Origin of the sequence: Flagellimonas meridianipacifica, assembly GCF_003001695.1 — a bacterium.
Lineage (GTDB): Bacteria > Bacteroidota > Bacteroidia > Flavobacteriales > Flavobacteriaceae > Flagellimonas > Flagellimonas meridianipacifica.
This window is the reverse complement of the sequence record NZ_PVYX01000002.1, coordinates 1,124,171-1,139,740: the sequence shown is the minus strand read 5'-3', so window position 1 is coordinate 1,139,740 and position 15,570 is coordinate 1,124,171. Positions and strand designations below refer to the sequence as shown.

The 15,570-nt window shown below is 38.3% G+C and carries 10 protein-coding genes; 2 read left to right on the top strand and 8 right to left on the bottom strand.

What is annotated here, in order from left to right; genetic code table 11:
- Position 1: 1 nt before the first annotated feature.
- From CLV81_RS15240 to CLV81_RS15205, 8 genes are all read right to left on the bottom strand, one after another.
- Positions 2-1,261, bottom strand: coding sequence for a DUF4249 domain-containing protein (locus CLV81_RS15240; RefSeq protein WP_106146033.1), 1,260 nt, complete (start codon positions 1,259-1,261; stop codon positions 2-4).
- Between the two features lie 13 nt (positions 1,262-1,274).
- Positions 1,275-4,073, bottom strand: coding sequence for a TonB-dependent receptor (locus CLV81_RS15235; RefSeq protein WP_106146032.1), 2,799 nt, complete (start codon positions 4,071-4,073; stop codon positions 1,275-1,277).
- Positions 4,070-4,795 carry a hypothetical protein gene (locus CLV81_RS15230; RefSeq protein WP_146129908.1) on the bottom strand — a complete coding sequence of 242 codons (726 nt, stop codon included), beginning with the start codon at positions 4,793-4,795 and terminating at the stop codon, positions 4,070-4,072. Before CLV81_RS15230 ends, CLV81_RS15235 begins: the two co-directional genes overlap by 4 nt.
- A 306-nt stretch (positions 4,796-5,101) precedes the next feature.
- Positions 5,102-7,504 (bottom strand): penicillin acylase family protein, encoded by a 2,403-nt coding sequence (locus CLV81_RS15225; protein ID WP_106146029.1) that lies wholly within the window; start codon positions 7,502-7,504, stop codon positions 5,102-5,104.
- Positions 7,505-7,576: 72 nt separating this feature from the next.
- Complete coding sequence (locus CLV81_RS15220; protein WP_106146027.1) at positions 7,577-9,559, bottom strand: protein-disulfide reductase DsbD family protein; 1,983 nt, start codon at positions 9,557-9,559, stop codon at positions 7,577-7,579.
- Positions 9,556-10,863: a tRNA lysidine(34) synthetase TilS gene (gene tilS / locus CLV81_RS15215; RefSeq protein ID WP_106146025.1), complete on the bottom strand. Its 1,308-nt coding sequence runs from the start codon at positions 10,861-10,863 to the stop codon at positions 9,556-9,558. The genes CLV81_RS15220 and tilS overlap by 4 nt, the downstream gene beginning before the upstream one ends.
- 16 nt (positions 10,864-10,879) lie before the next feature.
- Positions 10,880-12,184, bottom strand: coding sequence for an anthranilate synthase component I family protein (locus CLV81_RS15210; RefSeq protein WP_106146024.1), 1,305 nt, complete (start codon positions 12,182-12,184; stop codon positions 10,880-10,882).
- Positions 12,185-12,189: 5 nt separating this feature from the next.
- The gene (locus tag CLV81_RS15205; RefSeq protein WP_106146022.1) at positions 12,190-12,723 is read right to left on the bottom strand and encodes an NADPH-dependent FMN reductase; all 534 of its coding nucleotides are present in this window, start codon (positions 12,721-12,723) and stop codon (positions 12,190-12,192) included.
- A gap of 128 nt (positions 12,724-12,851) precedes the next feature.
- Here CLV81_RS15205 and CLV81_RS15200 point away from each other — a divergent pair, with 128 nt between their 5' ends.
- On the top strand, positions 12,852-14,048 hold the full coding sequence (locus CLV81_RS15200; RefSeq protein ID WP_106146020.1) for an acyltransferase family protein: 1,197 nt from the start codon (positions 12,852-12,854) through the stop codon (positions 14,046-14,048).
- An 80-nt stretch (positions 14,049-14,128) separates the two neighbouring features.
- Positions 14,129-15,538, top strand: a complete 1,410-nt coding sequence (locus CLV81_RS15195) for a DUF3179 domain-containing protein (RefSeq protein ID WP_106146019.1) — start codon at positions 14,129-14,131, stop codon at positions 15,536-15,538.
- Positions 15,539-15,570: the final 32 nt, after the last annotated feature.

Below are 15,570 nucleotides of genomic sequence, written 5' to 3'. Positions count from 1 at the left end.
ATTAGTCAACCCAAAACGAAGGCCTAATGTTACTACCTAATTGTGTACAATCACCACATGGAGCAGGTACAACTATATGAGGACCGACGCCCTGGTCTCCAAAAGGAGGTATCTCGCCATTATTTGGTCCTACATATTCAACCGCTCCAACTGCAACCAACTCACTTAATAAACAACCTGCAAAAAATCCAAACTCACTGGGTTGTGTAAAGGAGGGTGCTGACCTATTACAGTTGATAGCATAGGGCGGTAAATCCTCTCCTGGAAAAAAGTCTTCATAATTGAAGAAAATGCGTTGCTCTGACACGCTTGATACCTCAAAATAACCCAAAACAATTTCATCTTCATCTTCCTCTGAGAATACATTACCTACCAAAAGTCCTGTTTGTGTTTGTGAAAATAGGTCATCACTTTGAGAGAGTTCTTGTAAACGTGTGTAGAATGTGTGTGCAGCAGGGGATTGCACAAACTGCCGCACAAGAATGCTATACCTATGAGATAATATAAAATTATTTCTATTGATGAAGCGGACTTGAAGTCTCGACACCCTGTCTTCATCCAAGCCGTTAGTATTGGTCAAAATTATTGTATTCGAGGCATTTGTTCCATAACAAATACGTTCATCGTTCTCACCTGTAAACACGAGGTCCACTGTACAGTTATCCGGTTCATTAGGAACTGATTTTACCAAATCCGTATCTGTCCAATCTGGAGCAATTATTAAAAAAGTCTCCTCATATTCATATCGATATAAGTTACTGTTGTTTGTTGGATCGAAGCTATTTACCAATATGGCCATCCCTTCATTTCCATCGTCATCTGTAATCCGTGCTGCCTCTACACTTTCTATTTGGGTCTCCTGAGTGAGTTGAGCTGGGTCCGAAGTATAATTCCTTCCGTCAGAAGTCATAATGGACAATTGGTAATTCCTTGACCCTTCTGCTTGAAAGACTTGATTGGACTGGTACAACCCTGGCTCTATTTCAGAAAATTGAAATGCGGAACCTTGATCATCAAAAACCGCTACACTCGCTTCACGCTCAGCCCTAGCACTATCCGCTTCAAGTTCAAATGCTCTCGTTAATCTGATTTGGTGTTGCTTTAATTCATTGGTAATCGTAGCCTCGATTACCAAAGCACTTTCGAAATCATTGACAATGCCTTCCGTATCAAATGGTTCTATACAACTGTGGATGAAAACACCTGAAAGTGTTAATAAAACGGAAACAATTGGCAATCTTTTTTTTAATCTCTTCAACATTATAAACCCAAAATTAAAATTTAAAGTTATAGGTAATTGTTGGAATCGGAATTGCAAAGATTGAGCTTTGTAAAGCCCTTACCTCCCCATTTTCAGTTACAAAAAATACTGAAAACGGATTATTTCTTCCCAGAACATTATAAATGGAGAGACTCCAAAAACTATGTGCAAACTTTTTGATTTTGTGGTTTCCTTCTAGATTGATGCTCAAATCCAATCTATAAAAATCTGGAATTCGAAATTCATTTCTATCGCTAAAGAAAACAAAATCAGCGTTATCAAACTCAAATTGACCTAATGGGAAAGTCACGGGACGACCTGTTTGGTATACAAAGTTGGCCGACGCGCTCAAGCGGTTTGTAATCTTATAATTAGTCACTAAACTAACATCATGAGGTCTATCAAAATTTGTTGGAAAAAACTCTCCGTTATTCACTCTCTCTTCCCTAAATGGACTATCCAAACGTATAAAAGAGCGGGAATACGAGTAACCCAACCAGCCATTTAATCTACCTTCATTCTTTCTCAACAGAAACTCAACTCCATATGCTCTTCCATCACCTTGGAGCACTTCGGCTTCAACTGTTTCATTCAGTAACAATTGCGCCCCGACTTCAAAATCCAACAGGTTTCTCTGTCTCTTGTAAAAGCCTTCAATACTTAACTCATATTCATTGTCTTTAAAATTCTTAAAGAGACCTAAAGAAAACTGATTTGCCTGTTGAGGCCTAATATTTAAATCTGAAAGTTTATAGGTATCTGTTTGCGAGACCGTGGTATTGCTGTTCAACGTATGAATGTATTGAAACGTATTGTTGAAACTAGCTTTCAAAGACAAATCTGGATTCAAAAAGTAACGTCCCGATATTCTAAATTCAGGCCCTCCGTAAGTTTCAATAACCTCGTTTTGATCAAATTCCCGAGTTTCCACCAATGTACTCGAATTTCTAGGAGCATTTTCTTCATAAATTCGTTGAATACCTTCCCCCAAGGCAGCATATAATGATAATCTAACTCCAGCATCTATGAGAAGTTTTTCATTTACCGTATACGTGTCCGAAAAGAAAAGTGCTGATTCCACTGCTCTTTCTCTTGGTATGGATAAGGGTGTAACCTCTGAATCTGCATTTAAGGGATCTACGTTCCCTGGATCAATTTGATATAATTTACCAGAAATCCCATATTTAAATTTATGTGCTTTGCTATGCAAATAATTGAATTCGAGTCTAAGTTCACTCTCGTTATTAATATATCCTAAATCAAAATCTGTATTGGAATCTCCATCAAATTCTATATTAAACCTATATTGACTGTTGGTCAGTATGAGGCTACCCGTGTTTTTCTCATTGAATTTGTGATTCCATCTCAAAGAAGCCAATCTATTGCTATAATTAAAAATGGAATCTGAGGTAATGCTAAAAGCATCACGGCTAAAATATCCCGTTGCTCTAATCTCATTATTCTCATCAAGGGTATGATTATACTTGGCAACAACATCAAAAAAGGAAGCCTCGCTTTCACTTAGCTGTTCATCGTCCAAAGAGCGTAATATCCAGCCTGAATAGGTTCCCCTTCCGCCAACCAATAGTCCAGCTTTTTCTTTTTTTATCGGTACTTCCAAAACTAAATTGCTGGTCACGGGACCAATTGCGGCTTCACCAGAAAACTTTTCGGTGTTTGGTGTTTTTGTTTTCAAATCAAATACAGAAGATAGCCTTCCTCCGAATTGCACTGGAATACTGCCCTTATAGATATCTGCCGAACCTGTGCTAAAGGGATTGAGTGCAGAGAAAATACCAAAAAAATGGGAAGGGTTATATATAACCCCGTCATCCAACAACACCAAATTTTGGTCTGTTTTACCTCCCCTAACATTAAATCCTGAAGCTCCTTCTCCGGCATTGGATATACCAGGTAAGGTTAATGCGGCTTTTAAGATATCCCGCTCTCCTAGCACAAGGGGAATAGTCTTTATTTGTTCTATTTCTAAACTCACTAAACCGGTTACCGGGATTTCGACATTCCGCCTTGCATTCTCACTAACTACAACTTCATCCAGTGCTTCAATACTCTCTTCAACACTAAAATCAAGAACACCACTGTTATAAACGATAGCGTTTTTCACCCTATCCTTGTATCCAAGCCCACTAACCTTAATGACATGTGTTCCCCTCTTTATATTAATACTGTATTCTCCATTACTGTTTGTAGAGGTCCCCTGTTGTCCATCATCCACCAAAATGGATAAATCGGGAACAGGTTTCCCAGTAATGAAGTCTGTTACTCGTCCTGTTAACCTTACCTCACTTTGATTTCTATTGGATGTCGCTTTTCCTATTCTAACGGTTTCAACTCTCTCACTGACTCTTCTGGTCTTATCTTCAAAAACCGGTCCCGTGTCAGTTTCTATTTCTTCAGTTTCAATTACAGCTGATTCTTCTTGTTCTCCGAAAAAGTTTTCTGGCAAGGTATCATAGACAAAACTATTTCTTGTCAGAAATACATTGTTATCATCGTCTATGTAAAAGTTAATATCAGTATCCCTCAGGATATCCTTTAGTACTACGTCAACAGCAACATTTGTGTAGGACTTGGTAATGCCTTCAGCGCCAAACCAATTGGTATCATAATAAAACTTAAACCCCGTTTGCTCTTGCAAAATTTCAAATACTGTAACGATTGACTGGTTTTCAGTATTTAAAGATACAGAGGGCAGTCTTTCTTGTGCATGAGTCTTGAATATACAGAGTGTAAAAATGGTAAAAAGAAGTACCCTAACGTAATTTGAAGTTCTGTGTAATTTATAATTCATGGGATACTTCCTATTTGCTTTACTAATTCCACCATAAATTTGTTTTGGTCCTTGTATTTTCGCTTGAGCTCCTTGTAAATTGGATTTAAATCTTTCTTATCTATTTTGAAGGCTTCTAAAATTTCCTTTTTTGAATTCAAACTATAAAACTCCTTATTAGAGGACAGCAAATATTGTTTTTTAAATTCTGGAAATTCGTAGTAAACAAATGATTTTCCTTTTAACTGCACCCTATTTTTACTATGTCTAACGAATAGTCTTAGTTCTTCTTTTTGATATAAACTTTCGTAAAAACCAGCAGTTAAACTTTCATTTTCCTTTGAAGGATTCAAATGTATAAAACGATGTTCAAGAAGGTTAAATGAGTCAATCTCACTCTTAAATAGTTGCAAGGTTGCTCGCTGTCCAGTTGATTGACTTTGGATTTGAACAAGTATTTGATCGTGATGGGCGTCGTATTTTAGGGGTTTTTCGTAATAAGGTTGTCCTTTATACCAAATATCTCCTTTTTCGAAGTCCGAAGATTTAAAAAATTGTTTTTTGTCATTGATTGTCCTGTACTTTTCTAAATATAATACACCTTGACTCAAATCTGTGTTTTCAATTCCAACCACAGCGTCAAAAGCAACATAGCCTTCAATAACCTCCGTTTTGTTATTTTGAGCAACTACCAGAAATCCTAGGAACAAAGAAAAACAGGAGAGAAGTAATGATTTAATCAACTTATATAGAGCTTATAACTAATGTTCATTCTTAAAACATAAAAATAGGGAAGTTAAGACTAATTTTGAACAAGAATTACATAGAATAAATCATTTATTTTTAATTTTTACTTAATACTACTTTATAGCGAGGACCATACTAATTGATAACCAGACATGTAGATGAATTGAAGACAAGAGATTTATAGACTAAAAGGAAACCTACGTACTAGCGATAATCAGAAAATATAGATAAAAAGCTTCCTAAATTACATTTGAATAGCTTGACTAAATGGCCTAACCTTTTGTTTTGGATAAAAACCTGGTTTACTGTTCAGAAACAGGTTTAAAGTCTAATTGAGAATGTGCTTTTTGCATAATTTCCTCTTTGTTCATCATCATTTTTCTAAACTCTCCATTAACAAACATCTCTGCCTGGTCGTCGTAGTGTTCACTTAGTGGATTTCCAGACTGACCTGTGGGAAGAATACTTAAACTATTTTCAATATCCGAAAAATCTATGATTCGGCGAGTAGAGGGACCTGAGTTTACTTTGTAATATCCTGTGCTATCATAAGGAAAGGCCAAATTGTTGATAACCTCTCGCGTTCCTACAATCGGAAATGGTCCTACATTAAAATATTTACGCAAACTTTCTACCTCTCCAATGGGATGCTTATGCTCAAGGGTATGTACTTTTTCCCATGTCCAATCGTCTGTGTTTTGTCCCAAATCGGTTTTTAAGGAAATCCATGCATCAACAAAGGACTTCAATACAACGTCATTTCGTGTCTCTTTGATATTGGGCGTTAGTACATTGTCCCACCATTTTCCCACTTTCATTATTGCTCCCCAGGCTATTTGCCTTTTCATTAAATGTGTTGAAAGGAATTGTTCGAATCTTTCTTTTCCAAGCTCGTCCTCAAAGGTGTTTTTTAGCACAAAATACTCGCAACGGTGATACAAAACAGCACTTTTGCTGTCCAGAGAGTAGGTTCCATCCCACTTTCTCAACTCATCTATCAAAACCAATTGTTCCTGCTGAAGATGGGAAACATCCAAAAGCTTTATCAATTCCCTCACCAACTCGGGATTAACTGAGGATGTTACATCCAAAATCATTTCTGATACGGATTCTTTGTCCCAATCATCTTTTGGCTCCAACAATTCAACTATTCTTTTGGCTCGATTTTCTGGAAGATAGTAGCCCGGATACAGCATCCCGGCAATGGAATCAGGTTGATTGTTTGCAGAATAAACATAATTCCAAGGTGGGTTTACGGCGCTTGGATTTTCTGAAAAGTCAAGATATCGCACCGGTTCCTGGGTACCCGAAACCCCATCTAAAAAGAACTTGGTTGATGTACTATCCGGCATCTGGTATAACTGAGCGGAGGCCCACCAGGCCACATTGCCCTTCACATCGCCATACATCACGTTTAGGCCGGGAGCATGAATTTTGGGAAGTGCTTTCTTAAACTCTTCAATGTTTTGTGCATGAGAAATACCATAAAGTGCATCCAAAACTCGGTTTTCCCATTTGGTATACATCCATGACATGGCAATTGGCCGTTGGTCCTTTACTTGTTCTGCAATTCCGTTTAAAACCGGTCCATGCCTGGTCGTTTTATATTCAAAAGAAACTGGGTCTCCATCCTTGACAAGAATGGTCTTTTTTACAATTTCATATTTTTCCCAACCCTTTTCTGTTTTGTACAAAGTGCTGTCAGAAGCATTGGTTTCCTCAACGTAAAAATCAAGATCATCATTCTGAAACATGGTCAATCCATAAGCTAGGTTTCTATCATGTCCCAAAAGAGGGAAGGGTACTCCTGCTAAATGATATCCATATTTTTCATAGGTGGGGGTGCTTAGGTGAGCTTCATACCAAACCGAAGGTTGGGCAAACCCAATATGCGGGTCATTTGCCAAAATGACTTTGCCCGATTTCGTTTTGTTCGGTCCCAAAACCCAACTATTGCTCCCTTCAAACTGAGGAATAGGTAGTTTTTTAAGTGCTCGTGATACAGTCGACATTACATCCTTCGAGACAGTGTCAACGGCATTATCTTTAAAGTTTTTTATCCAGACAGTAGAGGCATCCGAATAAATGGTCATATCGTCCAAATACTCCTGCCCCAAATCATTATATATATCCGTAAGTAGTGGGTCTGTCTTGTGCGCCTGAGCAAAACTAAAAGCCATATATCCTACTGCATCATAAATATCCCCTATTGTAAATGGTTCAACATCTAGACCGGTAAGATAGAATTCAACTGGTTTAGGACCATCCTCAATAAACGCGTTTATACCATCCAGATATGCATTGCAAAGCATAACTGTGCGGCTGTTCATATCTAATTCCTTGACTGTTTTTCGGGTGTTTTCATCAATACCTAGAGAGAGGAAAAACTTATCAGTCTCCAGTAAATCTGGCCCAAACACTTCGGAAAGTCTTCCTTTGGCAACTCTTCTGAGCAGCTCCATTTGCCATAAACGATCTTGGGCATGAACATATCCCAACGCCCTAAAAGCATCCTCTTCCTTTTCTGAGTAAATATGGGGAATACCGTATGAATCGTAATATACCGTAACGTCGCCGCTTAAGCCCTTTAAGGGTTTTTGACCGCTATAGTCAGGTTTTAAAGAATTAATGAAAAATGTAGCCCCCAAAACTATGAGAACCAACAGAATACCAAGTACCCAAAGTACTTTCTTAAAAGTTTTCACGATGCCTTCGGTTAAGTTATTTAGCTGACCGAAGTTACATTTTTTTAAAGGAATCTGAAACGAATAAGCCTTTTATTGGTTCATTGACAGCTCATAGTTATTCAAACCTGATTTGAGCCATTCCTCATACACCTCAGCATCAACGTACTGCACAGCTTCACTAAGTACTTCCAAGTTAGGAGATAAAAGAACGTAATACGGTTGCGAAGCGGCATTGAAGTTTATGGTTTGAAAAGTTCCCCATTTTTGCCCTATCGTCTCAATAGTTTTTACTCTACCTGAATCATATTTAAAATCAAATTGCTGGTCGACTGGAAGTTCCTTTCTATCATCCACATAAAGGGATATCAGAACGTACTCCTCTTTAAGCATTTGGTAGATACTTGCCTGACTCCAAACATTTTCCTCCATTTTTCTGCAATTAACGCATGCCCATCCCGTAAAATCCAAAAGAATGGGTTTGTTCTCAGCTTTTGCATAGGCCACTCCTTCATCAAAATCCTTAAAACAATCCAGGCCTAAGGGGCAATCACTATCCGTTTGTTGAACCGTATAAAAATCAGGTGGAGGGAATCCGCTCAATAATCTTAAGTTCACCTTACCAGAAAGCCCCAAAATCAAGTATACTGAAAAAGCTAAGGAAACAAGACCAACTATTTTGCGTGTCGGGGACAATTTCTGTTTTGGGTCATCATGTGGAAATCTAAATACCCCGAAAAGATATAAGGCAAGAAGTACAAATAACAAAATCCATATTCCCAGGAAAATCTCACGCTTTAACAGCCCCCAATTTCCAACCAAATCCGCATTGGATAAAAATTTGAAAGCCAAAGCCAATTCCAAAAAGCCCAAGACAACCTTTACTGTGGTCATCCATCCCCCAGATTTTGGAAGCGAATTCAACCAGGCTGGGAACAAAGCAAACAAGGTGAAAGGAAGAGCCAGTGCCAAACCGAATCCAACCATTCCTGCGGAAAGATTGATGGCCACATTACCTTCGGCCAAGGTAGTACTCCCCAAAAGACCTCCCAAAATTGGACCTGTACAAGAAAAAGAGACAATAGCTAGGGTCAAGGCCATAAAAAAGATTCCTAAACCACCACCTACTTTAAAAGATGCTTCATCCATCTTATTGGCCCATGAACTGGGTAATGTCAACTCGTAGTACCCAAAAAATGAAAAGGCAAAAAAGACAAATATGACGAAGAAAAAGACATTGAGCCAAATATTGGTGGCTATTGTGTTCAAAATCTGTGAGTCCACCGAATCGAAAAGATGAAAAGGGAGACTCAATAGAAAATATATCAAAACAATGAAGAAACCATATAGTACCGCATCCATGATTCCTTTCGCCCTTTTCTTTGATTTTTTTGTGAAAAATGAAACCGTAAGAGGAATCATGGGAAAAACGCATGGCGTTAACAAAGCAATCAATCCTCCCAAAAATCCAAGTCCAAATATCATCCAGAGGTTGGAACTTTTACTTGAATTTCCCAACTCATTTTGGGCAAGTAGTTCTGTATTTTTTAAATCCAACTTAAGTGAGGAGCCCAAAGCCAAGCTATTTTCATCAATTTCTTTTTCAGTTGCCACAAAGGCACTTCCATCCAAGGATATCTGAAAAAACTCATCCATTGGAATGCAGACTTCTTGGCATATCTGATAAAACAAATTGACAGTAATCTGATTTACATCGGGATTGAGTAATTTGATTTTTTGGGTAAAAATGGCTTCCTTCTTGAAGAAGGTTTCTTCTACTTCAAAAATGTCACTATATTCTTTTATGGTTTCGCTCTCGGTGGTTTTTCCAATCAACACATAGTCTTCACCAGCCTTTTCAAAGGTAAACTCACTTGGCAGAGAACCTCCTTCTGCCGTGTACTGGGAGTATACATGCCAACCCTCTGCTATTTTCCCTTTAAATATCAACTCATATTCCAAATCCGAAACCTTGTTCACCTCATGGCTCCAAGTCGCCGGATTTTCATCCAATTGACCGTAGGTTGAAAAGATGTTTCCAATCAATAAAAACAATATGCTAATCAATAACCTCATATCAAATATGTAATCTTTACAATCTGGGTTGTATTCCCATCTATTTTAAAACGTTCATCTGCCCGTTTTCCTATAACCCAAACAATTTCTTCTCCAGAACAGAGCAACCACTGGGCTTCTTTGGAAAAAACATCCATTTTTTCATCCTTAAAAAATTTGGACAATTTCTTTTTCCCCTGCATTCCCAGTGGATAAAAATAGTCGCCCTTTTTCCACTTTCTTAACGTTAAGGGATAGTTTAACTTTTCTTTATCCAAAAAAACGATGCTTCCATCCAATTTTTCAAATTCTGCAGTGGTTTCTATATGTAAGGGAATAGGAGCTTCTATCCTTTCTTTGTTTTCATCAATAAAGAAGATTGCCTCAGGTTTTTCTTGTTTAGGTCGAAGTAAAAGGAAATCCCGGTCTTTCAACAATCTATGGGTATTTGAATGAATCTCTTTTCCACTCATTGCATCGAGCAACGATTTTACATCATCCCATTCGGTAAATCCGTAACCCTTGAACAAGCCATACAAATACATTTCCAAAGGTTGCAAAGCTTTCAAATCTGCTATCCTTACCTTGACGGTATCGCCCTTTTCCTTAAAGACTTTTTCTTTGACTTCTTTAATCCTATTTTCCAAAACAGTTTTGGATTGGGATAAAAAAGTTTGTGTCATCAAAAAGTTATTCAGAAACGTTGGGTGCAACTCCTTCAGTTTGGGGGTAATGTCCATCCGGATTTTGTTCCTGAGATATTTTGAATCAGAATTACTGCTGTCCTCCCGCCATTTTAGTCTTTTACTTTTGGCATATTCTAAAATCTTTTGTCGGGAAAACGGAAGAAGAGGTCGTAAAATTTTTCCATTGGATTCTGGAATTCCAGAAAGTCCATCGATACCCGTAACTCTTGAAAGGTTTATAATGAATGTTTCCAGTGCATCATCCGCATGATGGGCCGTAAGTATATAATCCAATTTTCGTTCATCCAAAACGGTTTCGAACCATTCATACCGCAATTTCCTCGCTACCATTTGAACAGAACCTCCGTGTTCAGTTACCTCCTTAAGAGTATCAAAAACGACTGAGACATATTCCACATTTAGTTCCTCCGCTAATTGCTTTACGAAAATTTCATCCCCATCACTTTCCGCACCACGCAGTTTAAAATTACAGTGAGCCAGAGTAATATTGAGATTGCATTGCACACATAAATGTGTCAAAACCACGCTATCCAAACCTCCACTACAAGCTATTAGGAGATTCTTTTTATTTACAATAGGAAAATTGACTTCTATATGTCGTTGAAACTTTTCAAGCACGACTCAAATGTACACATTAACTGTTTTCACCTTCCAATACACTTCGCATGGCCTTGGCTTTTATCAAGCATTCTTCATATTCCTTTTCAGGAATGGATTGAGCCGTAATGGCACTACCAACGGAATAGGAAACATATTTTTTTGAGGCATTGTACAGTATGCTTCGAATTACCACATTGAAATCAAAATCCCCATTAGGTCCAAAGTACCCAACCGTGCCACTATACAATCCCCTTTTGCTTTCTTCCAAATCTTCAATCAATTTCATGGCAGACACCTTTGGAGCCCCGGTCATGCTTCCCATAGGGAAAGTTTGTTTGATTATTTCCGTTGAGGGAGTTATTTCAGATACTTCAGCGGTAACCGTGGACACCATTTGATGCACCTGTTTATAGGTATAGACCTTACAGAGCTCATCTACATTGACGCTTCCCTTTAAAGCACTTTTGGACAAATCGTTGCGCACCAAATCGGTAATCATAATGTTTTCGGCCCGTTCCTTTGGATTTTGTGCCAACTCTATCTTCAGCATTTGGTCCTTTTCTCGATCTGAGTCCCGTTTAGCCGTACCTTTTATGGGTTGGGAAACTATGCTTCCCTTTTTTAGTTTAAGATATCGTTCTGGCGAAGCACAAAGCAGATACTTGTTATGTAAGCGCAAAAAAGTAGCAAAGGGTGGTTGGGAAATCTGGTTCAAATTCCGATACGTGGACCACGGGTCGATAATACTTTCGGTGGAGTAAAACTCTTGGCAGAAGTTGGCTTCGTAAATATCCCCGCGATGAATATGAGCCAACATACTGTTTACCTTTTCAAAATAGGCATCCTTATGAATACGCATTTGGATACGGATTCCTTCGGAAAGGAAATTAGGTTTTGCTCTTATTTCTCCTACGAGATTCAAAAAATTATCTTCAATTTCATTTTCACAGCTTTCCTGATAACTAAATTCAGCTTCATTCTCTTTCACAAAGATGATTTTCTCAGGGCAGAAAAAATATAGTTCCGGAAAATCAAGATGGTCAGAATTATTGGATTGCAAGGATTCGAGTTTATTTTTAAAATCATAGGTTATGAATCCAAACAACCAATCCTTCTCCTTGTCGATGAATTCTTGTGCTTCATCGATGCTATCAGTTTCAAAATCAGACCTATTGGTCTGTCTTGATAAAGCAACAACAGCATTGATTGAGCTATACTTATCAGAATGTCCGTTGCTGTCAAGCCACACCACTTTTTCGTAGCTTCGAGTCCATTCTAGAATGGCATCCTTGAATTTTCGACTATCAGCTATAGGAAATGAACGTGATGTTCTGGGCAAGAGCTTTAGTTTAGTTTTTGAAGAAAAGTCTGAAGAGCGGCAGCATGCTGCTCCCTAAGTGCCGCATCTGAAATTTCGCCCGCTGCAAAAGTTTCACCAAAAGATGGTAAGGAAAATGTAGAAGCAATCTCAGCTCCGAATCGCGGTAAAATCGTATTTATTACTTCTAAAGCTCCTTTTCCACCACCCTTTCCGGTGGACGCTGACATTAGAAAAACCAGGGTGTCCTCTAGAAATTTTCTCTCCAATCGGGAAAGCCAATCCAGCAGATTTTTGAAATATCCGGATGGGTTCCCATTATGCTCATTCACCGAAAGAATTAGACCTTGGGATTGTTGCAAATACCCCTTAAACTCTATTAGGGAATTGGAAAATCCCTTTTTCTTTTCCTCATCGGCCGAGTACATGGGAAAGGGATATCTAGACATATCCAGAGTCTGTACGTTGTGATTATCAATTAAAGAAACCGTATACTTGACCAATTCATAATTGATAGAAGTTGAGGAATTGCTTCCCGCGAATGCTAAAATCTCAGCCATAACAATAATTCTTTGATTGTTTCGCTAAAATACCGTAAAGCGTTAAAAGATGAACGTATTTTATCTAATTTTGGCGTGCCAAACATCCAAAACTGCTGTAAAGCAAGTATATAGGGTAGCCTTTTGACATGAATACCAAAACTAACAGATTATTCTTCATTGATGCCATGAGGGCTTGGGCCATCTTGATGATGCTCCAAGGACACTTTATTGATGGACTGCTTGACCCTGTATTTAGGGACGAAAATAATCTAGCTTTCACCACATGGAAGTACTTTAGAGGAATAACGGCCCCAGTCTTTTTTACTGTATCTGGTTTCATTTTTACTTATTTGCTGATTCGAGTTCCCGAAATCGGAATGGCAAATCCTCGAGTAAAAAAAGGAATTCGAAGAGGGTTGCAACTTTTACTTATAGGCTACCTTCTTCGTATGAATCTCTTTGGTCTGCTTAGCGGCAACATTTACGATTCATTTTATTTAGTCGATGTACTACATTGTATAGGCTTATCCATATTGTCAGTCATTGGTCTGTATTTGTTCAGTGCCAATAAATCCAAAATATTGTTCCCTACGCTTTTACTTGGAGTAACCTTACTGCTTTTTACGTTTGAGCCGATATACAAACAATGGTCTTTTTCGTTTTTGCCGAATGCCGTCGCTAACTATTTTACTAAGGCAAATGGTTCGGTATTTACCATTATACCTTGGTTGGGCTATGCTACTATTGGTGGATTTCTGTCAGTTCTTTTTACCAGATATAAAAACTTCAAACATCTATATCTTTCGGCTATTACAATTTCCGGGGCTTTAGGTCTCCTATTGATTTTCTATTCCTCCAAAGGTCTTATTTGGTTGCATGAAACAACCTCAATCGGGCTTTTTGCACTTATTGAACAAAACAACTACCTGTTCATTCGCTTAGGCGATGTGTTTGTCGTTTTTGCGATTTTCATGATTTTGCGAAGATTTATGAGCAATGCAACCATTTTGAAAATTGGTGCTAGCACATTGACTATCTATGTGATTCATTTTATCATTCTGTATGGTAGCTTCACAGGAATGGGATTGTATCGCTTTTTTAACCACTCCCTTTCACCTGCTATAGTTATTCCAGGTGCATTGGCCTTTATGTTCATCTGTACATTTCTATCCTTGAGGTACAAAACCCATGAGGCGCAAATAAAAGCCAACATTGGCTATTTAGTACAGGTAATTAAAATGCAATCCCTGGAATTGTATAAGGTTGCGACTCCTGTTTTAAAGGAAGTTGCAATTAAAATTCGAGTTTTTTTAATCCGTGTTTTCGGAATTGCCAAGAACTAATTGTACAACTCTTCTTTCACAAAAATTAGTTAAAAGCTTTAGTGAACGTAAATTGGAGCGACCCATTATGAAAAAACATAATGCTCGTAATACCCAAGATAAAGAAGAAACTCTTTTTTTTTATTTCCCTTGTTTTAACATTTTCCTCTTTACTAGCCATAAATTTCCCAGTAGGTCCAACAGGAAATAGAATAGTTGAAAAAGATGATACAGCACAATTCTTTTTAGATCTTTTACGTGAAGATGACCCGTATCTGACAGCACGAGCCCTAAAATATATTGAGGAGAATTGGCAAGAAGGTTATGAAATCATGCTTTTGGAAGCTACTTATTTTGCACGTTCAAAAAGGCACTCCAACAAGCTATTGCAAATATTACAGCAAAAAACAGGAAAGAAATTTGGATTGGATTACGATAAATGGTTTCAATGGATTTGGAAGAAAGAAGCTGCATATCCTGCAGAGTATTTTGAATACAAATCCAAACTGCATCGATTAATCGACCCCAAGTTTGGCAAGTATTTTTTGAATAGAAGTCAACAATCCACTATCCGCTTGGATGAAGTACGTTGGGGTGGAGTTCTACAAGATGGAATCCCCCCGCTGCGCAGTCCTAAAATGATTCGTCCTTTGGAAGCAACCTATCTCAAGGATAGCGCGATCGTCTTTGGTATTGAAGTGAATGGAGATGCCAGAGCATATCCCAAACAAATACTGGCCTGGCACGAAATGTTTGTGGATGAAGTGGGTGGTATCCCTGTTGCAGGAGTGTACTGTACTTTATGCGGTACGGTTGTTTTGTATAAAACCGAGCATAATGGGGTAAACCATCAAATGGGAACAAGCGGTTTTTTATATCGTTCCAACAAACTAATGTATGATAAGGCTACCCAATCGCTGTGGAGTACTCTGGAAGGTGAGCCTGTTATTGGGCCTTTGGTTGGAAAAGGAATTCGACTGGACTATTTGAGCGTTGTAACCACAACTTGGGGAGAATGGAAAAAAAGACACCCTGATACCAAGGTGCTTTCCTTGGATACTGGGCACAGAAGGGATTATCGTGAAGGTGTGGCTTATCGCGATTATTTCGCCACTGATGATTTAATGTTCACCGTTCCTGAAATAGACAAAAGCTTAAAAAACAAAGACGAGATTTTGGTCATTCGCTTGCCCGAAGACCCTGATGAGAACTTGGCGATAAGTAGTCGTTTCCTTAAACGCAAGCCTATTTATAAAAATAGCATTGGCAAGACTCCTTTTACTGTTTTTACTGATAAATCTGGTGCCCATAGGGTCTTTAAAACCAACACTATTGAATTCTTGGAGTATGATGGAAACCGTACTGCCAAAGATTCTAAGGGCAACAAATGGACTGTCAAGGAAAACAGCTTGGAAGGACCCGATGGAAAGATTTTGGAACGCTTCCATTCCTTCAACGCTTTTTGGTTTGGCTACAAGGCCGCCTTTCCGGACGTAACCCTCATCAAATAGGATATTAAAATTTGAATCAGCACTAATTCATT

Excerpts from the sequence above, each read along its gene's own strand:
- CLV81_RS15240 (WP_106146033.1), bottom strand. The coding sequence starts at position 1,261 with ATGTTGAAGAGATTAAAAAAAAGATTGCCAATTGTTTCCGTTTTATTA.
- CLV81_RS15235 (WP_106146032.1), bottom strand. The coding sequence starts at position 4,073 with ATGAATTATAAATTACACAGAACTTCAAATTACGTTAGGGTACTTCTT.
- CLV81_RS15220 (WP_106146027.1), bottom strand. The coding sequence starts at position 9,559 with ATGAGGTTATTGATTAGCATATTGTTTTTATTGATTGGAAACATCTTT.
- CLV81_RS15205 (WP_106146022.1), bottom strand. The coding sequence starts at position 12,723 with ATGGCTGAGATTTTAGCATTCGCGGGAAGCAATTCCTCAACTTCTATC.
- CLV81_RS15200 (WP_106146020.1), top strand. The coding sequence starts at position 12,852 with ATGAATACCAAAACTAACAGATTATTCTTCATTGATGCCATGAGGGCT.
- CLV81_RS15195 (WP_106146019.1), top strand. The coding sequence starts at position 14,129 with ATGCTCGTAATACCCAAGATAAAGAAGAAACTCTTTTTTTTTATTTCC.